General features: G+C 64.3%; 24 protein-coding genes. 7 read left to right on the top strand and 17 right to left on the bottom strand.

Going from position 1 to position 21,220, the window contains the following annotated elements:
- Positions 1-63: 63 nt before the first annotated feature.
- The 4 genes from MAFF_RS20665 to MAFF_RS20650 are packed head-to-tail and all read right to left on the bottom strand — an operon-like array spanning position 64 to position 3,890.
- A complete protein-coding gene (locus tag MAFF_RS20665; protein ID WP_010912900.1) occupies positions 64-1,227 on the bottom strand; it encodes an acyl-CoA dehydrogenase family protein in 1,164 nt (387 codons plus the stop codon).
- 4 nt (positions 1,228-1,231) lie between these two features.
- Positions 1,232-2,326 carry a carnitine 3-dehydrogenase gene (locus tag MAFF_RS20660; protein WP_010912899.1) on the bottom strand — a complete coding sequence of 365 codons (1,095 nt, stop codon included), beginning with the start codon at positions 2,324-2,326 and terminating at the stop codon, positions 1,232-1,234.
- Complete coding sequence (locus tag MAFF_RS20655) at positions 2,323-2,952, bottom strand: HD domain-containing protein (RefSeq protein ID WP_010912898.1); 630 nt, start codon at positions 2,950-2,952, stop codon at positions 2,323-2,325. The genes MAFF_RS20660 and MAFF_RS20655 overlap by 4 nt, the downstream gene beginning before the upstream one ends.
- A gap of 14 nt (positions 2,953-2,966) precedes the next feature.
- On the bottom strand, positions 2,967-3,890 hold the full coding sequence (locus MAFF_RS20650; protein WP_032933947.1) for a 3-keto-5-aminohexanoate cleavage protein: 924 nt from the start codon (positions 3,888-3,890) through the stop codon (positions 2,967-2,969).
- A 136-nt stretch (positions 3,891-4,026) separates the two neighbouring features.
- Between MAFF_RS20650 and MAFF_RS20645 the strand changes: the two genes are divergently transcribed.
- Positions 4,027-5,007: a GlxA family transcriptional regulator gene (locus MAFF_RS20645; RefSeq protein ID WP_010912896.1), complete on the top strand. Its 981-nt coding sequence runs from the start codon at positions 4,027-4,029 to the stop codon at positions 5,005-5,007.
- Positions 5,008-5,015: 8 nt separating this feature from the next.
- Here the strand turns inward: MAFF_RS20645 and MAFF_RS20640 are convergent, their stop codons facing one another.
- Together MAFF_RS20640 and xylA are read right to left on the bottom strand one after the other, a co-directional pair.
- A complete protein-coding gene (locus MAFF_RS20640) occupies positions 5,016-5,219 on the bottom strand; it encodes a hypothetical protein (RefSeq protein WP_010912895.1) in 204 nt (67 codons plus the stop codon).
- Positions 5,220-5,641: 422 nt separating this feature from the next.
- Complete coding sequence (gene xylA / locus MAFF_RS20635; RefSeq protein ID WP_010912894.1) at positions 5,642-6,967, bottom strand: xylose isomerase; 1,326 nt, start codon at positions 6,965-6,967, stop codon at positions 5,642-5,644.
- A gap of 113 nt (positions 6,968-7,080) precedes the next feature.
- Here xylA and MAFF_RS20630 point away from each other — a divergent pair, with 113 nt between their 5' ends.
- Entirely contained in the window at positions 7,081-7,443 is a 363-nt protein-coding gene (locus MAFF_RS20630; protein WP_010912893.1) for a nuclear transport factor 2 family protein, read from the top strand.
- Between the two features lie 32 nt (positions 7,444-7,475).
- On the opposite strand, the gene xylB is transcribed toward MAFF_RS20630, so the two are convergent.
- On the bottom strand, positions 7,476-8,930 hold the full coding sequence (xylB, locus tag MAFF_RS20625) for a xylulokinase (protein WP_010912892.1): 1,455 nt from the start codon (positions 8,928-8,930) through the stop codon (positions 7,476-7,478).
- Positions 8,931-9,012: 82 nt separating this feature from the next.
- A complete protein-coding gene (locus MAFF_RS20620; RefSeq protein ID WP_010912891.1) occupies positions 9,013-10,335 on the bottom strand; it encodes a tetratricopeptide repeat protein in 1,323 nt (440 codons plus the stop codon).
- A 76-nt stretch (positions 10,336-10,411) separates the two neighbouring features.
- Here MAFF_RS20620 and MAFF_RS20615 point away from each other — a divergent pair, with 76 nt between their 5' ends.
- Entirely contained in the window at positions 10,412-10,831 is a 420-nt protein-coding gene (locus tag MAFF_RS20615) for an autotransporter outer membrane beta-barrel domain-containing protein (RefSeq protein WP_244420584.1), read from the top strand.
- Positions 10,832-10,880: 49 nt separating this feature from the next.
- On the opposite strand, the gene MAFF_RS20610 is transcribed toward MAFF_RS20615, so the two are convergent.
- Together MAFF_RS20610 and MAFF_RS39780 are read right to left on the bottom strand one after the other, a co-directional pair.
- Positions 10,881-11,504, bottom strand: coding sequence for a LysE family translocator (locus MAFF_RS20610; protein ID WP_010912889.1), 624 nt, complete (start codon positions 11,502-11,504; stop codon positions 10,881-10,883).
- A 147-nt stretch (positions 11,505-11,651) separates the two neighbouring features.
- On the bottom strand, positions 11,652-11,933 hold the full coding sequence (locus MAFF_RS39780) for a hypothetical protein (protein ID WP_010912888.1): 282 nt from the start codon (positions 11,931-11,933) through the stop codon (positions 11,652-11,654).
- Between the two features lie 80 nt (positions 11,934-12,013).
- Between MAFF_RS39780 and MAFF_RS20605 the strand changes: the two genes are divergently transcribed.
- The 4 genes from MAFF_RS20605 (at position 12,014) to MAFF_RS20590 (ending at position 16,489) form a co-directional block, all read left to right on the top strand.
- Entirely contained in the window at positions 12,014-12,781 is a 768-nt protein-coding gene (locus MAFF_RS20605) for a L,D-transpeptidase (RefSeq protein WP_010912887.1), read from the top strand.
- Positions 12,782-12,867: 86 nt separating this feature from the next.
- Positions 12,868-14,034, top strand: coding sequence for a diphosphate--fructose-6-phosphate 1-phosphotransferase (locus MAFF_RS20600; protein WP_010912886.1), 1,167 nt, complete (start codon positions 12,868-12,870; stop codon positions 14,032-14,034).
- On the top strand, positions 14,034-14,750 hold the full coding sequence (locus MAFF_RS20595) for an MBL fold metallo-hydrolase (RefSeq protein WP_010912885.1): 717 nt from the start codon (positions 14,034-14,036) through the stop codon (positions 14,748-14,750). The genes MAFF_RS20600 and MAFF_RS20595 overlap by 1 nt, the downstream gene beginning before the upstream one ends.
- 197 nt (positions 14,751-14,947) lie before the next feature.
- Complete coding sequence (locus MAFF_RS20590) at positions 14,948-16,489, top strand: DegQ family serine endoprotease (protein ID WP_010912884.1); 1,542 nt, start codon at positions 14,948-14,950, stop codon at positions 16,487-16,489.
- Positions 16,490-16,565: 76 nt separating this feature from the next.
- Here the strand turns inward: MAFF_RS20590 and coaA are convergent, their stop codons facing one another.
- The 7 genes from coaA to hisH are packed head-to-tail and all read right to left on the bottom strand — an operon-like array spanning position 16,566 to position 21,219.
- Positions 16,566-17,525, bottom strand: coding sequence for a type I pantothenate kinase (gene coaA / locus MAFF_RS20585; RefSeq protein WP_010912883.1), 960 nt, complete (start codon positions 17,523-17,525; stop codon positions 16,566-16,568).
- A gap of 24 nt (positions 17,526-17,549) precedes the next feature.
- A complete protein-coding gene (locus MAFF_RS20580; protein WP_010912882.1) occupies positions 17,550-17,873 on the bottom strand; it encodes a phosphoribosyl-ATP diphosphatase in 324 nt (107 codons plus the stop codon).
- 33 nt (positions 17,874-17,906) lie between these two features.
- Positions 17,907-18,701: an imidazole glycerol phosphate synthase subunit HisF gene (gene hisF, locus MAFF_RS20575; RefSeq protein WP_044548702.1), complete on the bottom strand. Its 795-nt coding sequence runs from the start codon at positions 18,699-18,701 to the stop codon at positions 17,907-17,909.
- Complete coding sequence (locus MAFF_RS20570) at positions 18,698-19,534, bottom strand: arginase family protein (RefSeq protein ID WP_010912880.1); 837 nt, start codon at positions 19,532-19,534, stop codon at positions 18,698-18,700. Before MAFF_RS20570 ends, hisF begins: the two co-directional genes overlap by 4 nt.
- The gene (hisA, locus tag MAFF_RS20565; protein ID WP_010912879.1) at positions 19,531-20,274 is read right to left on the bottom strand and encodes a 1-(5-phosphoribosyl)-5-[(5-phosphoribosylamino)methylideneamino]imidazole-4-carboxamide isomerase; all 744 of its coding nucleotides are present in this window, start codon (positions 20,272-20,274) and stop codon (positions 19,531-19,533) included. Before hisA ends, MAFF_RS20570 begins: the two co-directional genes overlap by 4 nt.
- A gap of 1 nt (position 20,275) precedes the next feature.
- Positions 20,276-20,566 (bottom strand): DUF1330 domain-containing protein, encoded by a 291-nt coding sequence (locus MAFF_RS20560; RefSeq protein ID WP_032933946.1) that lies wholly within the window; start codon positions 20,564-20,566, stop codon positions 20,276-20,278.
- A gap of 2 nt (positions 20,567-20,568) precedes the next feature.
- The gene (gene hisH / locus MAFF_RS20555; RefSeq protein WP_010912877.1) at positions 20,569-21,219 is read right to left on the bottom strand and encodes an imidazole glycerol phosphate synthase subunit HisH; all 651 of its coding nucleotides are present in this window, start codon (positions 21,217-21,219) and stop codon (positions 20,569-20,571) included.
- Between the last annotated feature and the right edge of the window lies 1 nt (position 21,220).

Raw genomic sequence — 21,220 nt, 5'->3', positions numbered from 1 at the left:
ATCTCAGGACAAACGATCTCGTTTGCCCGACAAAACCGAATCTCGGCTTTGGGCGATCATGCTCTAAGCACCGAACGGACGCAGCAGCGCCCGCGAAATAATATGTCGCTGAATCTCCGACGTGCCCTCCCAGATGCGCTCGACGCGGGCGTCGCGCCAGATGCGCTCCAGCGGCAGGTCGTCCATCAGCCCCATGCCGCCATGGATCTGGATGGCTTCGTCGGCAACGAAAGCCAGCATTTCGGTGGCTTTCAGCTTGGCCATGGCCATGTCCTGGTCGGTGACGGTGCCCTGATCGTACTTCCAGCCGGCTTCGAACACCATCAGGTCGGCGGCCTTCAATTCGGTCGCCATGTCTGCGAGCTTGAACGACACGCCCTGGAACTTGCCGATCTGCTGGCCGAATTGCTGGCGCTGCGCGGCGTACTCGACCGCGTGGCCAAGCGCCCGCTCGGCGCGGCCGAGACAGGTGGCGCCGACCTGCAGACGGGTGGCGCCGAGCCAGGAATTGGCGACGTCGAAGCCCTTGTGCACTTCGCCGAGCACCTGGCTCGCCGGCAGCCGGCAATCGTCGAATTCGAGGATGGCGTTGGTGTAGCCGCGATGCGAGACGTTGCGATAGCCATCGCGAACCGTGAAACCCTTGGTGCCTTTGTCGACGAAGAAGGCGGTGATCTTCTTGCGCTTGCCGCGCGGCGAATCCTCTTCGCCCGAAGCCATGAAGACGATGGCGAAATCGGCGAGATCGGCGTGGCTGATGAAATGTTTGGTGCCGTTCAGCACCCAGTCGTCGCCGTCCTGCACGGCTGAAGCCTTCATGCCGCGCAGGTCGGAGCCGGCGCCCGGCTCGGTCATCGCCAGGCAGTCCCATTTCTCGCCACGGATGCACGGGAAGAGATATTTTTCGCGCTGCTCCGGCGTGCCAGCCAAGAGGATGTTGGAGGGGCGTGCGACGCAGGTCCAGTGCAGCGCGTAATTGGCGCGGCCGAGTTCCTTTTCGTAGAGCAGCCAGGTCACCGTATCGAGGCCCGCGCCGCCGACATCCGCCGGCATATTGGCTGCGTAGAGCCCTGCCTCGATCGCCTTGGCCTTGAGCTCTTCGATCAGCTCGCGGCGCAGCACGCCGGTGCGCTCGACCTCGCGCTCATGCGGGTAAAGCTCGTTCTCCACGAAAGCGCGCGTCGTCTCGACGATGAGTTTTTGTTCCTCCGAAAGACCAAAATCCATGGCCTCAGCCCTTCTTCTTTTTCTTCGGTTTTTCCGCCTTCTTCACCGGCTTGGAGGCCTTGGCCTTCTCGGCCGCAGTGGAAGCCGCCGGCTTCTTCGCCGCCAGCTTGGCCAATTGCTTCGTATAATCCTTGTGCAAGGCGCCGGCGCCCCAACCCTTGCCCTTGTTCTGCTTCGACAGCGCATCCATGATCGCGACCAGATTGTCGTCGCGGATCTTTTCCAGCTCGCGGATCGACAGGCCATGCGCCTGGTCGTCCGACTGGGTGGCGATCAGGTCGACCAGCTCGTCGTTGAATTCCGGCACGTCCATCAGCTTGGTCCACGGCCATTTCAGGCACGGCCCGAACTGCGCCATGAAGTGGCGCATGCCGGCCTCGCCGCCAGCGACGCGATAGACCTGGAACATGCCCATCTGCGCCCAGCGCAGGCCGAAGCCGTAGCGCATGATGTCGTCGAGTTCCTCGACCGTGCAGATGCCGTCCTTGATCAGCCACAGCGCCTCGCGCCATGCCGCTTCGAGCAGGCGGTCGCCGACGAAGGCCTCGATCTCCTTGCGGATGACGACAGGCTTCATGCCGATCGAGGCATAGATCTCCTTGGCGACTTCGATCGCCTCGGGAAAGGTCTGGTCGCCGCCGACGATCTCTACCAGCGGCAGGAGGTAGACCGGGTTGAATGGATGGCCGACGACCAGCCGCTCCGGATGCTTCTTCATCGCCACCTGCATGTCGGTCGGCTTGATGCCGGAGGTCGAGGAGCCGACAATGGCGTTGGCCGGCGCGTGGGCATCGATCTCGGCCAGCACCCTGTGCTTGAGATCGAGGCGTTCCGGCACGCTTTCCTGGATGAAGTCGGCGTCCGCGACCGCCTCGGCGATGGTCTTGGCGAAGGTCAGCTTGCCCTCTTTCGGCAGGCCGCCGGGGACCATCTGCTTGTAGGCGCGGCGCGCGCCTTTCATCACTTCCGAGACCTTGCGCGAGGCTTCCGGATCGGGATCGAAGATCGACACGTCGATGCCGTTGAGCAGCAGCCGCGCCACCCAGCCGGCGCCGATGACACCGCCGCCAATGGCGGCCGCCTTGTTGATGATGCTCATGCGGAAGCTCCGGTTCTTGTCCTGGCTGTTTCGGGATCGATGAGAGGCACGCGCTCGCCGGCGCGGATCACGGATGCGTCGTAGGCCTTGCGGGCGAAGACCTCGAGCACGAAGGGCCGGAAGAAATCGATCGGCAGCGTCTCGTAATCGGGATCGAAGCTCGACTGGTCCCAGCGCTCGCAAAACTGGTCGCAATCGTCGAAATAGGCGTGGCCGGCGAAGCGGTCGCGGGCATGGCGGTTGCCGCCGAGATGGTGGGCGTAATAGAGGCGCTGGAAGTCGCCATGCTTTTCCACCACCCAGGTGCACTGCTCGCGCACGAAAGGCTTCAGGATCGAAGCGGCGTACTCATCGTGATTGTAGGGTGCGTAGATGTCGCCAATGTCGTGCAGCAGCGCGCAGGCGATCCAGTCGGTGTCGGCCCCGTCGCGCCAGGCGCGCGTCGCCGCCTGCAACGAATGGCCAAGCCGGGTGATCTTGTAGCCGGACAGGCCCTCGTCGAGCTGGACCAGCGCTTCGAGCAGCCGCTCGCCGGTCTTGGCTGCGTAGTCGATTTCATGGGCGGTCAGGAACTCGTAGTCTTGCCTGTCGCCATCCTTCATCGCGGTGAATTTGACGGTAGCCATATCAGACCCCGTTTTTACGCCGCAGCTGCGATCGGCGCCCGCTTGGTCAGGTTGAGTTTCTTGCGCACTTCCTCCGGGCCGAGGATCCTGGCGCCGAGATTGGTGACGATGCTGGCAGCGCGCTCGACGAGTTGCGCGTTGGTGGCCAGCACGCCCTTGTCGAGCCAGAGATTGTCTTCGAGACCGACGCGGACATTGCCGCCGGCGAGCACGGCCGCAGCGGCATAGGCCATCTGATTACGGCCGATGGCGAACGCCGACCAGTTCCACGTCGACGGCACGTTGTTGACCATGGCCATGAAGGTGTTGAGATCGTCGGGCGCGCCCCACGGCACGCCCATGCAGAGCTGCACCAGCGCGTCGGGATTGAGCACCTTTTCCTCGACCAGCTGCTTGGCGAACCAGAGATGGCCGGTATCGAAAGCCTCGATCTCCGGCTTGACGCCGAGCGCCGTCATCATGCCGCCCATGGCGCGCAGCATGCCGGGCGTATTGGTCATGACATAGTCGGCTTCGGCGAAGTTCATAGTGCCGCAGTCGAGCGTGCAGATTTCCGGCAGGCATTGGCGCACATGTTCCATGCGGTTGGTGGCGCCGCCCATGTCGGTGCCCTTTTCGTTGAGCGGCAGCGGTGCTTCCGGCGAGCCAAACACCATGTCGCCGCCCATGCCGGCGGTGAGGTTCAGCACGACATCGACGTTCGCATCACGGATGCGCTCGGTCACTTCGCGATAGAGATGCACATCGCGCCTGGGCTTGCCGGTCTCGGGGTCGCGGACATGGCAGTGGACGATGGCCGCGCCGGCCTTGGCCGCGTCGATGGCCGAATCGGCGATCTGCTTGGGCGAACGCGGCACATGCGGAGAGCGATCCTGCGAACCGCCGGACCCGGTCACGGCACAGGTAATGAAAACCTCACGGTTCATCGCAAGCGGCATGGAATTCTCCTCCCAATTCGAACAGCCATGCATATCGCCCAAAAGTGGGAACCGGTTTTGGGACAACGACATGCACAGGGACCCCCATAACATTGCGCGACTTGCAGGCAACTGTTTTGCGCTTTACGAAGGCTGCATGACAAAAAACGAAAAGGCGACAATCTTTCGCGCCGAGCAGTCGCCGCTCAAGGTGACGTTGCTGGTGTTTTCCGGTGCATCCATCATGTGCGTGGCGTGCGCCGTCGATCCGCTGCGGGCCGCCAACCGCATCGCCGGCGAAACGCTGTTCGACTTCAAACTGGTTTCGGTGACCGGGGAGGCGCCGGTCACGACATGCGGCCTGCCCGTGGCGGTCAGCGGCCGGTTCGATGCGACGGAACCGACCGATGTCCTGGTCGTGGTCGCGGGCTTCGGCACACAGAATTATGCGACGTCGGCCCTGCTCGCCGGGCTGCGCCGCGCGGCGCGGGCGGCCCGCGCCTGCGGCGGCGTCGAGGCGGGCACATGGCTGGTGGCGCGCGCAGGCTTGCTGGAAGGACGCAGCGCCACCACCCATTGGGAGGACATGGAGGATTTTTCGTCGGCCTTTCCGGGCGTCGACGTGCGCCCCGATCGATACATCATCGATGGGCCGGTGTTCACCACGGGTGGTGCGTCGCCGACCCTGGACCTGATGCTGCACCTGATTCGCACCCGGCTCGGCATGGCCGTGGCGCTCGATGTGGCAAGCGCGTTCATCTACGATCAGGCGCGCGTGGCGACCGATGCGCAGCCGCTGGTCTCGCTTGGCCGGCTCGATGGCTACGATCCACGCCTGGCGCAGGCCATCCGGCTGATGGAAGCGCATGTCGACCAGCCGCTGACCATCGAGGCCATAGGCAAGCGTGCCGGGGTAACGGCGCGGACATTGGAGAGCATCTTTCGCAAGTCGATCGGCGAGACGCCGGGCGCCTATTATCTGAGGCTGCGGCTGGGGGCGGCGCGCCGGCTGGTGGTCGACACGCGCGTGGCCATGGCGGATATTGCCGGGCGGACGGGATTCTCGTCCGCCGCGGCATTTTCCAGAGCGTTTTCAAGAGCGTTTGGCGAAGCCCCGGTGAGGCTTCGCCGGGGTTAGGTCTGGGATTAGGCGGCGTTTTGCCTATCGCTGCCGGCATCGATCTGCGAGCGCATCTGTCTCACCAGCCGGATTTCAAAGCGGTTGCTGACGGCGCGATCCCATTGGTTTTTCACGTCGTCGGTCGGCCGCGGCAGCGCCATCAGCCGGTCGATGATCGATCCGGTCTCACCGGATGAGAGTAGGGCGTCGATTTCGCGTTCGTGCTGCATATCGGTTCGCCTCCTTCCTTTTCACCCGCCACAGGTCCCTTTTATACGAGATACGTGACGGCAGTTTGAAGGCAAGAGCGAGGTCATTGAGGGGCGGCGCGGGCAAAACCTTTTGGCATTGCGCTACATTAACTTCGGACATTCCGGCGTGGGCCGGCGGGCTGACAATCCTTCGAGAAGACGCAACGAGACGCATTCCGGCACTGGCGGAATTCCCTGACGCGGCGCAGTGCTATAAGGCCGGCGCAACCCTCAGCGCGGTGTTCCGGCGACAGGCTCGTCCCGACGCGTCCACGCCCAGCACCGACCGCCGGCGAGGCGGTCCAACGCCTCGCCGAGCCCCATCATGCTCGTGTGGTTCCACCCCGTGCGGAATGCAATTTTCAGCTCTGTGGCGCCCGAATCGGGCACTGCAAGACACCTCAGACGTAGCGGTTGACGATGTTTTCCAGCAATTCCTGGCGGCCGGAGCGCGGCTGCGGTTCGATCTTCTTCTTGACCACGCGCTCGGCGATGTCCTCCAGCGTGCGCTTGCCTGACAGCATCGCCTTGCCCTCTGCCGAGTTCCAACCGGCATAGCGCTCGGCCAGCGGCGCCGACAGCGCCTTGTCCTCGACCATGCGGGCCGCGGCCTTGAGACCGCGTGCGCAGGCATCCATGCCGCCGATATGGCCGATCAGCAGGTCCTGCGGGTCGAGCGACTGGCGGCGCAGCTTGGCGTCGAAATTGGTGCCGCCGGTCTTGAAGCCACCGGCCTGCAGGATCTGGTAGTAGGCCAGCGCCATTTCCGGCACGTTGTTGGGGAACTGGTCGGTGTCCCAGCCCGACTGGTAGTCGTTGCGGTTCATATCGATCGAACCGAAGACGCCGAGGGCATTGGCGAGCGCCAGCTCGTGCTCGAAGGAGTGGCCGGCAAGGATGGCGTGGCCCTGCTCGATGTTGAGCTTGACCTCCTTCTCCAGGCCGAAGCGCTTGAGGAAGCCATAGACGGTTGCGACGTCATAGTCGTACTGATGCTTTGTCGGCTCCTGCGGCTTCGGCTCGATCAGGATGGTGCCCTTGAAACCGATCTTGTGCTTGTAGTCGACGACGAGGCTGAGGAAGCGGCCCGCCTGTTCCTGCTCGCGGGCAAGGTCGGTGTTGAGCAGCGTCTCATAGCCTTCGCGCCCGCCCCACAGCACATAGTTCTCGCCTTTCAGCCGCTTGGTGACGTCGATGCAGCTTTTCACCGTCGCCGCCGCATAGGCAAAGACATCCGGATCGGGATTGGTGGCGGCGCCTGACATGAAGCGGCGGTGCGAGAAGAGGTTCGCGGTACCCCAGAGCAGCTTGACCCCGGTCTGCTTCATCTTGCCGGCAAAGTAGTCCGCGATCTCGTCGAGGCGGGCGGCACTTTCGGAAAAGTCCTTGCCCTCGGGGCGGACGTCGGCGTCGTGGAAGCAGAAATAGGGCGCGCCGAGCAGCGAGAACATCTCGAAGGCAACATCGGCCTTGAGCTTCGCCAGTTCCATCGTGTCGATGCCGCCAGCCTTGGGGAACCAGGGGCGGTCGAAGGTCTGGCCGCCGAAGGGGTCGCCACCCGGCCAGGCGAAGGAATGCCAGTAGGCGACAGCGAAGCGCAGATGGTCTTCCAGCCGCTTGCCGGCCACCACCTCGTCCGGATTGTAGAAGCGGTAGGCCAGCGGATTGGTCGAATCCGGCCCCTCATATTTGATCTTCTGGATGTCGCCGAAAAATCCGCTGCTCATGATTTCTGTCCTCTCTCGAATAGTTCGCCTTGATTACCTCAGGCGTAATTGGTTTCGGTCTGCCGTGGGGTGAAAAGGGTCGTGTCAAAGCCATCAAGCAAAGGAGACAGACCATGACCGACCTCAACAAAATCGCCGAGGGCTACATCACCGCCTGGAACGAAAGCGATGCCGGCCGCCGCGCCGAATTGCTGAAGGCCACTTTCACCGAAGACGTCAGCTATCGCGATCCGCTGATGCAGGGCGACGGCCATGACGGCGTCGCGGCACTGATCGACGGCGTGCAGCAGCGCTTTGCCGGCTTCCGCTTCTCGCTGAAGGGCACGCCGGACGGGTTCGCCGACAAGATCCGCTTCTCCTGGAACCTCGGGCCTGAGGGCGTTGCTTCGGTCATAGAAGGCACCGACATCGGTATCATCGAAAACGGCCGCCTGAAGAGCATCACCGGCTTCCTCGACAAGGTTCCGGCGCAGTGAGGCCGGAAGTCGCGGCGTGGGCGAGAAATCGTTCACGCCGTGGCACCCCTGATTGCCGGATAGAGCGCCCGGTAGCGATGATAGGCGTCCGCATAGGCGCCGCCGAGCTTGGCATCCGGTTCGATCGTGGCATCCGTCCTTGGCGCGGAGCAGACGGCCAGCGGATCGGCACCCGTCGCCGCGATCAGACCGAGCCTGGCAGCGCCGAAGGCGGCGCCGAAATCACCGTCGGCGGGAATGTCCACCGGCACTTGCAGCGCGGTGGCGATCGATTTCAGCCAGTAGCGCGAGCGTGAGCCGCCGCCGATCGCCGTCACCCGTGTCAATGTGGTGCCGGCGGTCTTCAGGGCTTCGAGACTATCGCGGAAGGCGAAGGCGACGCCCTCGAGCACAGCCTGCGTCAGCACTGCGCGGCTCGATTCATGCGCCAGGCCGGTGAAGGAGCCGCGAATGGCCGAATCATTGTGCGGCGTGCGCTCGCCCGAGAGGTAGGGCAGGAAAGACACGCCGGTCGGCGCCTTCAGCGTATCGCCGAGTTCAGCGGTCAGTTCACCCGCGCCCTTTCCAGTGATCTCCGACAGCCAGTTGAGCGAATCGGTTGCCGACAGGATGACACCCATCTGGTGCCAGGTGTCGGGCAGCGCATGACAGAAGGTGTGGACAGCACTCGCCGGGTTGGGCAGATAGGACGCGTTGGCGGCAAACAGCACGCCAGAGGTGCCGAGAGAGACAAACGCATGGCCGGCGCCGACCGTGCCCATGCCGCAGGCCGAGGCAGCATTGTCGCCGGCGCCGCCGGCAACCGGGATGCCGGCCTCGACGCCCCATTTCGACGCCAGTTCGGCGCGCAAACCGCCAGCCTTCTCAGTGCCCTCGACCAGGGACGGCATCTGCTTCTCGTCGAGCGACGTAGCCGCCAGCAATTCGGCCGACCAGCGGCGCTTGCCGACGTCGAGCCAGGACGTGCCCGCGGAGTCGGACATTTCGGAAATGTGCTCGCCGGTGAGCCATAGCCGCAGGAAATCCTTCGGCAGCAGCACCTTCGCCACTTTGGCGAAGACGGCGGGTTCGTTGTTCTTCACCCAGGCGAGCTTGGGCGCGGTGAAGCCGGGGAAGACGATGTTGCCGGTCAACTTGCGGAAGCGTGGATCGGCGTCGAGCACTGCTGCCTCGACATGGCTGCGCGTGTCGTTCCACAGGATGCAGGGGCGCAGCACATGATCAGCCGCATCGAGCAAGGTGGCGCCGTGCATCTGGCCGGACAGGCCGATGCCCTTCACCGCCGCGAACTGCCTGGGATGAGAGGCCTTCAGTTCTGCGATCGCGTCTTCGCAGGCGCGTATCCAGTGGGACGGGTCCTGTTCGGACCAGCCGGGATGCGGCCGCGAAACGTCAAGCGAGCCGTGGCCGGAACCGACGACGGTCTGTCCGGCATCGATCAGCAGCGCCTTGACGCCCGACGTGCCTAGGTCGAGGCCGAGATACATGTCATCCTCCCATGCCATTTATTTTTTTCGGGTCTCGAAAAAATCTGGCCGAGCCAGTTTTTAAGGCAAGATCGGCTTGCGGTCAATTCTCTGACAAATCGGCCGCGCGTCGCGCAAGCAGCACAGAGAGCGGGCTATCCGGCCGCGCCATCGAACGCTCGGCCGTGAGCGCCCCGGCGAGCGCGCGGTCACCGGCCCGCAAGGCCGCTTCGATCAGCGTCAGGTCGATGACGTCGCGCTGCGCGTGGCTGCCGCCGAAGCGATTGGCGATCGCCCGGATCGGCCGGATCAGCTGCACGGCCTCGGTGTAGTTGGCCTCGCCGAATGCCTTGATTGCCAGCGTCAGCGGATGGCCGACATCCCGCGTGAAAGCGGCGTTGTCGCCGCTGCCGTGCATCGCCTCGCGCTGCGCCTCGAGCAAGGCAAGGGCGGGTCCGTCGAGGCCGGCGCCGACGAAGGCCATCATCGCATGCGCATCGTTGAAGGCATAATCGCCGGCGCCGGCCTTGGGCCAATTGGCGGCGAGCGCCGCCCAGCGGTCGCCGACATCGATGCCGCCGAGATGCAGCCGCCACAGGAGCGCCGACGCATCGACCATGTTCAGCGCCATCGCCGATGGCGCGCCATAGATCGGTCCGTCATAGAGCGCCAGCACCTGGTCGATCTCACCGAGATCGTAGTGGAACAGCGCCAAGTGCCACCAATTGTGCACCTGCAGGAAGCTTTCCTTTGTCCAGGCTTCGGGATTGGCGCGCATCCAGACGATACCGTCCCTTTGCCGGCTTTGCATTTCCATGACATGCGCGACCGCATGCTGCGCCCAGCCATCGCGCGGCTCGATCTCGACCGCCGTGCGACCAAGCTTTTCGGCCCTGGTATAGTCGCCCATTTCCTCCAGCCCGAAGGCCTGCATGCCGAGGATGGCGTGGTAGCCCGGCATGCCGCTCTGCCATGACGGCAAGGCGCGGGCGATGCGGTCACGCAGCATTCGCGCATTGCCTGTGAAGAAGTCGATCTGGTGCCCGACCTGCAGCGCCAGCGCGTCGAGCGGGGTCTCGATGGCGACATCCTCGAGGATCCTGGCGGCGTCATGCCAGCGCCCATTGGCGAGGTGGCCGAGGGCCAGAACATGCGCCTCTTCGCGCGTCGTCGCGGCAAGCGGCAGCGCCGCCTCGTGGCAAGCCCTGGCCACCGCCGTTGCATCGCGCTCGGTGGCGAGGCCGAAGAGATAGCCCTTGAAGACATGCGCCATGACGAAACCGGGATCCGCCAATATGGCACGGTCGACGGAGGCGACGGGATCGCCGATGAAGCACAACAGTTCACGCACGGCCTGGCTGTAGGGCGTGAACCCGGTTTCGGTGGCGCCCGAAAATGTCAGGCCGAATGCGTCCCTGATTGCCATGCAACATCCTCTGATCGACCTTGGACAAGCTCGCGGCCCTTCAGGCCAAGGCGATCTTAAATCATGGGCCACGGACGTGCCAATCACGCACTGCATAAGGTCTATCCCAGCAGCCTTTGCAGTTCATCAACCATGGAGCCTGTCGCTCGACGACACCAACGACCGTTTCTCGTCGGTTTCCTTCGTCACCGATGAGAGCGTCAGCGGCCGGCGGGGTGCGCGGCTGCAGGGCGAGACCACGATCAACGGTATCGCGCTGCAGCCCTACCTCAAAGCCAACATCTGGCACGATTTCGGCGGCACCGACCGTGTCAGCTTCGATACCACCGACATCACCACCGAGGGCCGGTCGACCTCCTTCGAGTTCGGCGGCGGCGTGGTCGCCAAAGTGACCGACAAGGTCAGCCTCTTTGCCACCGGCGACTACACCACCAATCTCGGCGGCGACAAGCGCCGCATCCTCGAGGGCAATGTCGGTATCAGCATGAAGTGGTGAACCAGACCATTCGAAACCGGAACCGGTTTCGAATGGTCGAATAAAAGGCCTAATTCCCCGAACGCATCGCCACGGTGGCGATGCCGGCGCCGACCAGCAGCGTGCCGCCGGTGCGGTTGAAGATGCGGATCGCCTTGGGATTGCGCACGACATTGCGGGCGCGTGCCGCGATCAGCGCGTAGCCGAAGGCATTGGCAAAGGCGAGCGCCAGGAACGTCGTCTCGAAGATCAGCATCTGCGTCCAGAAATCGGCATGCCGGTCGAGGAACTGCGGCAGGAAGGCGACAAAGAAAGTGATGCTTTTCGGGTTGAGCGCGGTGACCAGCCAGGCGTGCGCCATCATCTTGGCCGAAGAGACCACATCGGTTCGCGGCTCGGCCTTCAGCGCGCCGCCGGCGCGGAACAGTTTTACGCCGAGATAGATCAGATAGCCGGCGCCGATCAGCTTCAGGACGGTGAAGACGGTCGCCGAAGCGGCAAGCAGCGCGCCGATGCCGAGCATCGACAAGGTCATGGCGGTGAAGTCGCCGAGCGCCACGCCAACCGCCATCGGCAAAGCTGTGCGCCAGCCCTGGCCCAGCGCATAGGACACGACCAGCAGGATGGTTGGATCCGGAATGACGAGCAGGATGGTCGACGCGGCGGCGAAAGCGGCCCAGTTCTCGAAGGACATGTCTGTCTCCCTTGGGTTAAGGAAAAGGATAAATCCTCAGCCCAGGGGGAATGTAAAGAGGTCTGATCTCTGTTTTTGCGCGGTTACGAACAGCAACCGCCGCGCCGGAATTGCCACGGAATCAATTGCGCCAAAGGCAGGTTGGCGTCAGTTCGCGCCGCCCAGCGTGCTCACGATATCGGCCAGGCTGACATCGGCACCGAGAACCAGTGCGGCCGCGACAATGGCAGCGGCAAAAAGCGTGATGTCGGTTTTTAACGTCTTGCACATGGAGGCCCCTCGCTGATCGCCTGATGCGTAGGAAAGGCCGGTGCCGGGATTATGACCCGACCTGGGTGTTTTTGTGCAGGAACGCCCGGTTGCAGCCTCATTCGGCACGACTCGATGCCGCCAGGCCTGGCGCAAATGCAGGCAGCGCAAGGCATTCACGCTTTATCAACCATGAATGATGAAAATGCCCGCTATCCGGCCGGACCGTGCTTCCCGCCGACAGCGTAGGGTTTGGGTATATGCGTGAGTTGCCGCAAGGTCTGACGCCGCCACGAAACGGCGACGCAATCGAAACCGATCATCCTCTTTCCCGCCGCGCCGTCCTCTCAGGGGCAGGCGCGCTGGCGCTGCTCAGCGCCGCCGGCTGCTCGACGTCCGGCGGTGGAATGCCGGTGCTGGAACTCGACAATACTGTCACCGGTTCCGTGCCGCCGATGCGGCCGGCGATCAGCGTCGACAAGAACATCACCAGCCCCGACCTGATGTACGCCGCTTTGACGGACAACGGTTTCAACGTGCCTGAAGTGCCGTATCTCAAGGTCAAGCCGGAATTCCGCCGCCAGATCGTCGTCGACACGACCGGCGAAGCGCCCGGCACCATCGTCGTCCATCTCAAGGAGCGCATGCTCTATCTCGTCCAGCCGGGCGGCGACGCCATCCGCTACGGCGTCGGCATCGGCAAGGACGGCTTCCGCTGGTCCGGCCGCGCCAACATCCAGTACGGCAGGGAATGGCCGACCTGGACGCCGCCACCGGAGATGATCCAGCGCAAGCCCGAACTGGTGAAGTGGCAGGGCGGCCAGCCCGGCGGCCTCACCAATCCGCTCGGCGCGCGCGCGCTCTACATCTATCAGGACGGCAAGGACACCGGCTATCGCATCCACGGCTCGCCCGAATGGTGGAGCATCGGCCAGGCGATGTCGTCGGGCTGCGTGCGGCTGATCAACCAGGACATTATCGACCTCTACAGCCGCGTTTCGAAGAAAAACCCGGTCGTCGTCATGTGATCCTTTATCCCTCTGTTTCTCCCGTTGCGTGATGCGGCAAGACAGGCCAAGGTGCCTTGAAAACCATCGCTCGGGAGACGTCAGGAATGGCCGGAACTTTTATCATCGCGCAGGGCGGCGGCCCGACCGCCGTCATCAACCAGACGGTGGTCGGCGCCACGCTGGAGATCCGCAAGCGGCATCCGGGCGCCAAGGTCCTGGGCTCCATCCATGGCGTGCGCGGCATCCGCGACGGCAATTATGTCGACCTCTCGGCCATCCCCGAGGATCGGCTGCGGCTGATAGCGGGAACGCCAAGCGCCGCCCTTGGCTCGACGCGCGACAAGCCGGATGCCGCCTATTGCGACGTCATCCTCAAAGGCCTGAAGAAGGCCGGCGCCGACGCCTTCATCTATATCGGCGGCAACGACACGTCGGGCACGCAGCAGATCCTGACCGATGCCGCCGGCGGCTCGATTGCTTTCGTCCATGCACCCAAGACCATCGACAATGATCTGGAGGAGAACGACCACACGCCGGGCTTCATCTCGGCGGCCGAGTTCGTCGCCGGCGCCTTCCTCTCCGTCGATCTCGATTTCCGCGCTTTGCCTGGCATCTATGTCGGCATCGTCATGGGCCGGCATGCCGGTTTTCTCACCGCGGCGGCGGCCGCCTGGCAGCTCGATCCCGACAGCGGCCCGCATCTGGTCTATGTGCCGGAGCGGCCGTTCTCGGCCGCCGGCTTCATCGATGATGTGCGCGCCACGCTTGACCGGCACAAGCGCTGCATCGTCGCCGTGTCGGAAGGGGTAAGCACCGCCGACGGCAAGGCGCTGGTCGAAAGCCTGGTGCCGCCGGAGAAGCTCGAGCGTGACGCCCATGGTAACGTCAAGCTGTCGGGCAGCGACCTGCCAGCCGCGCTTGAGCGCGCGCTGGCCGAAGGCCTGCCCGGCAAGCGGGCCCGCGTCGACGCGCTCGGCTACATGCCGCGCGGCTATGTCGGCGCCATCAGCGCCGTCGACGCGCAGGAGGCGTTCGATGCCGGCGCCTTCGCCGTCTCCGTCGCCGAACAGGGCGGCGGCTCGGTGGCGCTGCAGTATGACGGGACAAAGACGGTGCTGAAAAAGGTGCCGCTGAAGAATGTCGCCGGCAAGACCCGCCACATGCCTGACGATTTCATGAAGCCCGACGTCAACCAGCTGTCCGAAGCCGGCATGGCCTATCTCAAGCGGCTGGTGCCGGAAAAGTACAAGGTCGGGAAGCCTTTCGTTTAATGGAGTGGTTCAGCAAGAGCATCGTCGACGACAGGACGACGATGCTGACCGAGCCGTTCGTGCATGACTATGTGCGCGCCAACATCTGGCATCTGCGCGGCCGCGACGCCGACCTCCTGGTCGATACCGGCATGGGCATCTGTCCGCTGGCGCCGCAGATCGAAACGCCTCGGGGCAAGCCGCTGTTGGTGGTCGCCACACATATCCATCTCGACCATGTCGGCTCGCTGCATGAATTTTCGTGGCGGGCCGGGCCGAGGATGAGTGCCGCGCAATTCGAGAGCATGGATGAGGCGGCGACCTATGCCTGGATGTTCCACGATCTCGAAGGCGCCGTGTCGAAATTGCCGGCGCCGGGTTGGCGGTCGGCGGATTACAAAATCCCCTCGGCGCCGCTGACGCGAACGCTTGACGAGGGCGACGTGATCGATCTCGGCGACCGGCAATTCCGCGTGCTGCATCTGCCTGGGCATTCGCCGGATTCGATCGCTCTGTTCGACGAGGCCGACGGGCTGTTTTTCAGCGGCGACGCCATCTACGACGACACGCTGATCGACTCGCTGCAGGATTCCGACCGGGCCGCCTATGTCAGCACCATGCGACGCCTGCTCGACCTGCTGATCCGCATCGGCCATGGCGGCCACGGGCCGAGTTTCGACGGCAAGCGTATGCGTGAGATTGCGACCGACTATCTGCGCCGGCATGACGATCCGTAAGCGCTCTCCTGAATTAAATCTTCGTAAGGTCGGCCAAAAACCCTAATTCGGGCCGATCGGCACCCTAGATAGCCTGGTGTCGATCCGGCCGGCCGCCATGTACGGCGAGACAGGCAATCCGGTCGTCGACACGCCGGCGGGCGCTCCTCCCAAGGTGCCCGCGGCGCCGGATCAACCCTCGCCCGGACAGAACGACCATGTCACCTCTTGGTATTCTTCGTAGGCATCGCGTCGCGGCCCTGCTGGGCGCTGCGCTGATCATCTCCCCCGTCGTCGTCTCGTTCGCCCAGAGCGCGAACAGCACCGGCGTCAGCAAAATTGTCGCGACGACCCAGACCCCGGTTGCCGGCATCACCGCCCCCAACGGCTCGTTCGCGCCGATCGTGGCGGCCGACAAGCCGGCGGTGGTCACGGTCACCAGCATCATGAAGGGGCAGCCGGCAAGTGACGACGACGGCATGCCTCTCGGCAACTCGCCGTTCGACCAGTATTTCCGCCAGTTCTTCGGCGACCAGGGCATGCCCGCTCCGCAGACGCCGCCGCAACAGGCGCAACGGGCCGAAGCGCTCGGTTCCGGCTTCATTGTCACAGCCGACGGCACCGTCGTCACCAACAATCACGTCGTCGACGGCGCCTCTTCGATCAAGGTGACGCTCGATGACGGCACCGAACTTCCCGCCAAGCTTGTCGGCCGCGACGCCAAGAACGACCTCGCCGTGCTCAAGATCAAATCCGACAAGCCCTTGCCGACGGTCAAATGGGGCGATTCCGACAGGCTGATGACCGGCGATCAGGTGCTGGCGATCGGCAATCCGTTCGGCATCGGCACCACGGTCACCGCCGGCATCGTTTCGGCACGCGGCCGCGACCTGCATAGCGGGCCGTTCGACGACTTCATCCAGATCGACGCGCCGATCAACCACGGCAATTCCGGCGGCCCGCTTGTGGATGTGAACGGCAATGTCGTCGGCATCAACACGGCGATCTATTCGCCCAATGGCGGCAGTGTCGGCGTCGGCTTCGCCATCCCGTCGGACCAGGCCCAAAAGGTCGTCGCCAAGCTGATGAAGGACGGTTCCATCCAGTACGGCTATCTCGGCGTCGAGATCCAAGAGGTGACGCCGGACGTGGCAAGCGCCATCGGGCTCGATCATGCCGGCGGCGCGCTGGTTTCCAAGGTCAATGACAGCTCGCCCGCCGCCAGCGCCGGCGTCGAGGCCGGCGACGTCATCACCGGCTTCGCCGGTCAGGACGTGAAAGACCCCAAGGATCTGTCGCGCGCCGTCGCCGATGTCGCACCCGGCGCCAAGGAAACGCTGGATGTCTGGCGCAAGGGCAAGGCGATGCAGATTTCCGTCGAAGTCGGGCAAAACAGCGACGATGTGAAGACGGCGTCGGCCGGCGAATCCGGCGCACCGAGCGCCGAGCAGGGCTCGCGTGCGCCGGCGATTGGCCTTGGCCTGATGGACATCACGCCTGACATTCGCCAGGAAATGAACCTCGCCGGCAATGAGCATGGCGCGGTGGTTGCGCGCGTCAATCCCGACAAGGCGGCCGCCGCTGCCGGCATTCAGCCGGGCGACATCATCGTCGCCGTCAACCAGGCCCCGGTGAAGAGCGCCAGGCAGGTCACGCAGGCGATTGCGCAGGCCAGCAAATCGGGCCGCAAGTCGGTGCTGCTTTTGGTCGAACGCGACGGCGGCCAGCTCTATGTCGCCGTGCCGTTCGCCAATGGCTGAGCCGCGACGCCGATGACATGAACGTCGAGGTGGCGGGCCTGCCGGTGGCAGGGCCGCCACATTTCCTGGAATTGCCCTAAAGTTTGCGCAGCGCCACTTCCTCGACCAGATGGTCGGCGCCCTTGCGCAGGATGAGGTCGGCGCGGGCGCGCGTCGGCAAGATGTTCTCGCGCAAATTCTTCAGATTGATGTTGGACCACAGGCCTTCGGCGATGGCGCGCGCCGCTTCCTCCGAAAGCTGCGAGTAGCGGTGGAAGAAGGAGTCCGGATTGCGGAAGGCGGTCTCGCGCAGCCGCATGAAGCGCGAGATATACCACTCATGGATCAGCTTCTCGTCGGCATCGATATAGATGGCAAAGTCGAAAAAGTCGGACAGGAAGGGCACGATCTTGCCGTCCTGCGGCAGCTTGCCCGGCTGCAGGACATTGATGCCTTCGAAGATCAATATGTCGGGCCGGTCGATGGTGACGAACTCGCCCGGAATGACGTCATAGGTGAGGTGCGAATAGACCGGCGCGCGGACATCGGGCAGCGCCGACTTGATGCCCGAGAGGAAGCGCAGCAGCGCGCCGACATCGTAACTGTCGGGAAAACCCTTGCGTTCCATCAGGTTCTCACGGCGCAGCACCTCGTTGGGCAGCAGGAAGCCGTCGGTGGTGATGAGATCGACCTTGGGGCTCGACGGCCAGCGCGCCAGAAGCTCCTTCAGCACGCGCGCGGTGGTCGATTTGCCGACGGCGACGGAGCCGGCGATGCCGATGATGAACGGCGTCTTGACGATATCGACGGCGTTGAAGAAGGCCTGGCGCTGCCGGAACAAGAGCTGGCTCGCCTCGACATGGGCGGACAGAAGCCGCGACAGCGACAAATAGATGCGCTTGACCTCCTCGAGGTCGACCGGGTCGTTAAGCGAACGCAAGCGGCGGAACTCGTCCTCGCTCAGCGTCAGTGGCGTGTCGGCGCGGAATCGCGACCATTGCTCGGCCGAAAAGAAACGAAAGGGGGAATATTTCTCGGTTTGCGCGAGCTGATCCATCGAGATACCTGCCCTCCCTCGCGGTCAGCCCTTGGGCCGTGACGCCTTTTCGGCGATGCCCGAACGCCCGGTGCGGCTTTCGAGCTCCTTGAGCACGTCGCTCAACGGAACACCCGAGAGGCCGAGAACGACGAGCCAATGATATATAAGATCGGCACTTTCGGAAACGAGGCCCTGTCTGTCGCCCTTGACGGCGGCAATCGCCGTCTCGACCGCCTCCTCGCCGAGTTTCTGGGCCGCCTTGTCGATGCCGCGCGCGAACAGTTTCGCCGTCCAGGAATCCGGGTCGCCGGAATGGGCGCGGTCCCTGATGATTGCCTCCAGATCGGAGAACGAAAATTCAGCCATGGCGCCTGGGCCCTTTTCTTAGCCGGACAGGCTCTAGGGCCGATCGCCCGAGGAGTCCAGCCGCATCGGCAGGCCCGCGGCGGCCATATGCGCCTTGGCCTGCGCGATGGTGTAGGTGCCAAAATGGAAGATGGAGGCAGCCAGCACCGCGCCGGCGTGGCCGTCGCGAATGCCTTCGACCAGGTGATCCAGCGTGCCGACGCCGCCCGAAGCGATGATCGGCGCGCGCACCGCATCGGCGATCGCACGCGTCAGCGCGATATCGTAGCCGGCCTTGGTGCCGTCGCGGTCCATCGATGTCAGCAGGATCTCGCCGGCGCCGCGATCGACCATTTTGCGGGCGAATTCGACGGCGTCGATGCCGGTCTTCTCGCGTCCGCCATGGGTGAAGATCTCCCAGCGGTCGGCCTCGCCGGCGCCGGAGACCTTCTTGGCGTCGATGGCGACGACGATGCATTGATTGCCGAACTTGTCGGCGGCTTCGGCGACGAAATCCGGATTCTTCACCGCCGCCGTGTTGATCGACACCTTGTCGGCGCCGGCCAGAAGCAGCTTCCTGATGTCGGCGACCTGGCGCACGCCGCCGCCGACGGTCAGCGGCATGAAGCACTGTTCGGCGGTGCGGGCGATGACATCGAAGATGGTTTCACGGTTGTCGGACGAGGCGGTGATGTCGAGAAAGCAGAGTTCGTCGGCGCCGGCGGCGTCATAGGCCTTGGCCGCTTCGACCGGGTCGCCGGCGTCGATGAGGTCGACGAAGTTGACGCCCTTGACGACGCGGCCGTCCTTGACGTCGAGGCACGGGATGACACGGGCTTTCAGCATCAGCGGCCCTCTATCGTGGCGATGAGATCGTTGAGCAGCTCGCCGACCAACGGCGGGACGTCACCCCGCGCGTCGAAGGCCGGATCGTAAGCGGAAACGGTGATGCCGACGACTGGCACCGCAAGCGCCATGGCGCAGGCCGCGTCGCGCAATTGTCCGGGGCTTGGCCCGCCTGACGTGACGTATCGATTGGCCTGCAGTTCCTTGGGGTCGTGCACGTCGAGATCGAGATGCATGTGCACGCTTTTGGCGCCTACGGCCTTCAGCTTTGCGGTTGCCGGTCCAATGCCTGGACATTCGGTGCGGATGACCGGCAAGGTCTTGAGGAGTTCTTCCTCGGCCGGATCGAGATCGCGGGCATTGACGAGCACGCAGCGTGACGGGTCGATCGGCTTGAAGCCTGGAATGGCCCCTGCCATCGGACGCCAGCACAGGCCAAGCACGGTCGCCAGCGCCATGCCGTCGAGAAAGCCATAAACCGAGGTTTCGGGCGTGTTGAGGTCGCCATGCTGGTCGGCCCAGATGATCGCGTCGGCACCCTCGCCGGCGACCGCGCCGGCTGATGTCAGGCAGTTTCCGGCGAGCACGATGGGGAACCGTCCCCTGTCGATGGCAATGCGAACCTCGCCCGAGACGGCGTTGCAGACGGCAAAACCGGTGGCGATCTCGCGCTCCTGGTCGTCACCAACCCTGCCGATATCCGCGACCGCGACCTCGTGGCCGGCAATGGTCAGGGCGTCGACCAGACCGCCTGCGATCAGCGCATCCGGGCCCTGGCCCATGCCGCCATGATAGTGGCCGCTGTCATAGGAGGCGAGGATGATGGTGATCTTCACGATTTCGCCTCCGGCCGACCCTGCAGGATCGCCAGCGCCTCGGCCGGATCGATGCGGCCGTCATAGAGCGCGCGACCGGAGATGGCGCCTTCGAGCTTCTGTGCATCGGGCATGGTCATGCGCACGATGTCGGCGATCGAGGCGAGGCCGCCGGAAGCGATGACCGGGATCGATACTGCCTCGGCGAGGTCGATGGTGGCGTCCCAGTTGATGCCGGTCAGCACGCCGTCGCGATCAATATCGGTGTAGATGATGGCGGCGACGCCGGCACCCTCGAATTTCCTGGCCAGTTCGACGACGCCGAGGCTCGACGCCTCGGCCCAGCCCTCGACGGCCACCTTGCCGCCCTTGGCGTCGATGCCGACGGCCACCTTGCCCGGGAAAGCCTTGCAGGCCTGCCTGACCAGGTCGGGATCGCGCACCGCCACCGTGCCGAGGATGACGCGGGCCAGCCCCCGGTCGAGCCAGTCCTCGATCTGCGCCAGCGTGCGGATGCCGCCGCCGAGCTGCACCGGGTTCTTCGTCGCCTTGAGGATGGCGCCGACCGCCGCGCTGTTGACGCTCTGGCCCTTGAAGGCGCCGTTGAGGTCGACGACATGCAGCCATTCGAAGCCCTGGTCCTCGAAGGCTTTTGCCTGCGCGGCGGGATCATCATTGTAGATGGTCGCGGTCGCCATGTCGCCGTGCTTCAGGCGCACGCACTGGCCGTCCTTGAGGTCGATGGCAGGAAACAGGATCATTCTAGGCACCCTCTACGATCGCGAAATGACCGGTTGAAGCTGCCACTCGATGCTGCAACGCCGTCTGGTAGCCCTGCGACCGATAGCAACTCAGGGCCGTTTCATAGGAGTCGAATTCGACCACCACATGCCTGCCAAAATCGGATCCTTCGGGGTTTGTGACCTCTCCGCCGCGCACAAGGTAGCGGCCGCCAAAGTGCGAAATGGCATCGCCAATGGCTTCACGATAGCGCTGGTAACCCTCGGCATCGGTCACCGTGAGCATCACCATCCAATACCCTTTCTTGCTCACCATCAGGGCCTCCACCGCAGGAAATTGGTGATCAGCGCCAGACCCAGCGCCTGGCTCTTTTCGGGATGGAACTGCGTGCCGACGAGATTGTCGCGGGCGACGGCCGCCGTCACCGGACCGCCATAGTCGGCGACGGCCAGAATCTCGTCCGGCTTTTTCGCGTCGAGATGGTAGGAATGCACGAAATAGGCGTGCAGCCCCTCTGGTCCGGTCGGGATGCCGGCAAACAGCGGGTGTTGGCGCCTGAGCTCGATCGTGTTCCAGCCGATCTGCGGGATTTTCAGCGCCGGATCGGTGGGCGTGATCTCCTTGACGTCGCCCGAGATCCAGCCGAAGCCATGGGTGACGGTCTTTTCCAGGCCGCGCTCAGACATCAGCTGCATACCGACGCAGATGCCGAGGAAGGGCCGGCTCTGAGCGATGGCGACGTCCTCGACCGCTTCCCACATGCCGTCGACGGCACGCAGGCCGGCCGCGCAGTCGGCATAGGCGCCGACGCCAGGCAGGACGATGCGGTCGGCCGTGCGCACCCGGTCGGCATCGGCCGTCAGGTCGATCTCGGCCGATATGCCTCCTTCGCGCGCGGCGCGCTCGAAGGCCTTGGTGGCCGAGCGCAGATTGCCCGAGCCGTAGTCGATGATTGCTACCCGCATG

The sequence above is a fragment of the Mesorhizobium japonicum MAFF 303099 genome (assembly GCF_000009625.1).
Taxonomy (GTDB): domain Bacteria; phylum Pseudomonadota; class Alphaproteobacteria; order Rhizobiales; family Rhizobiaceae; genus Mesorhizobium; species Mesorhizobium japonicum.
The sequence above is the reverse complement of the archived record's forward strand: the minus strand, read 5'-3'. Positions and strand labels throughout refer to the sequence as shown.

Coding starts and splice junctions, on each gene's coding strand:
- MAFF_RS20665 (WP_010912900.1), bottom strand. CDS start 1,227: ATGGATTTTGGTCTTTCGGAGGAACAAAAACTCATCGTCGAGACGACG.
- MAFF_RS20660 (WP_010912899.1), bottom strand. CDS start 2,326: ATGAGCATCATCAACAAGGCGGCCGCCATTGGCGGCGGTGTCATCGGC.
- MAFF_RS20655 (WP_010912898.1), bottom strand. CDS start 2,952: ATGGCTACCGTCAAATTCACCGCGATGAAGGATGGCGACAGGCAAGAC.
- MAFF_RS20650 (WP_032933947.1), bottom strand. CDS start 3,890: ATGCCGCTTGCGATGAACCGTGAGGTTTTCATTACCTGTGCCGTGACC.
- MAFF_RS20645 (WP_010912896.1), top strand. CDS start 4,027: ATGACAAAAAACGAAAAGGCGACAATCTTTCGCGCCGAGCAGTCGCCG.
- MAFF_RS20640 (WP_010912895.1), bottom strand. CDS start 5,219: ATGCAGCACGAACGCGAAATCGACGCCCTACTCTCATCCGGTGAGACC.
- xylA (WP_010912894.1), bottom strand. CDS start 6,967: ATGAGCAGCGGATTTTTCGGCGACATCCAGAAGATCAAATATGAGGGG.
- MAFF_RS20630 (WP_010912893.1), top strand. CDS start 7,081: ATGACCGACCTCAACAAAATCGCCGAGGGCTACATCACCGCCTGGAAC.
- xylB (WP_010912892.1), bottom strand. CDS start 8,930: ATGTATCTCGGCCTCGACCTAGGCACGTCGGGCGTCAAGGCGCTGCTG.
- MAFF_RS20620 (WP_010912891.1), bottom strand. CDS start 10,335: ATGGCAATCAGGGACGCATTCGGCCTGACATTTTCGGGCGCCACCGAA.
- MAFF_RS20610 (WP_010912889.1), bottom strand. CDS start 11,504: ATGTCCTTCGAGAACTGGGCCGCTTTCGCCGCCGCGTCGACCATCCTG.
- MAFF_RS20605 (WP_010912887.1), top strand. CDS start 12,014: ATGCGTGAGTTGCCGCAAGGTCTGACGCCGCCACGAAACGGCGACGCA.
- MAFF_RS20600 (WP_010912886.1), top strand. CDS start 12,868: ATGGCCGGAACTTTTATCATCGCGCAGGGCGGCGGCCCGACCGCCGTC.
- MAFF_RS20595 (WP_010912885.1), top strand. CDS start 14,034: ATGGAGTGGTTCAGCAAGAGCATCGTCGACGACAGGACGACGATGCTG.
- MAFF_RS20590 (WP_010912884.1), top strand. CDS start 14,948: ATGTCACCTCTTGGTATTCTTCGTAGGCATCGCGTCGCGGCCCTGCTG.
- coaA (WP_010912883.1), bottom strand. CDS start 17,525: ATGGATCAGCTCGCGCAAACCGAGAAATATTCCCCCTTTCGTTTCTTT.
- MAFF_RS20580 (WP_010912882.1), bottom strand. CDS start 17,873: ATGGCTGAATTTTCGTTCTCCGATCTGGAGGCAATCATCAGGGACCGC.
- hisA (WP_010912879.1), bottom strand. CDS start 20,274: ATGATCCTGTTTCCTGCCATCGACCTCAAGGACGGCCAGTGCGTGCGC.
- hisH (WP_010912877.1), bottom strand. CDS start 21,219: ATGCGGGTAGCAATCATCGACTACGGCTCGGGCAATCTGCGCTCGGCC.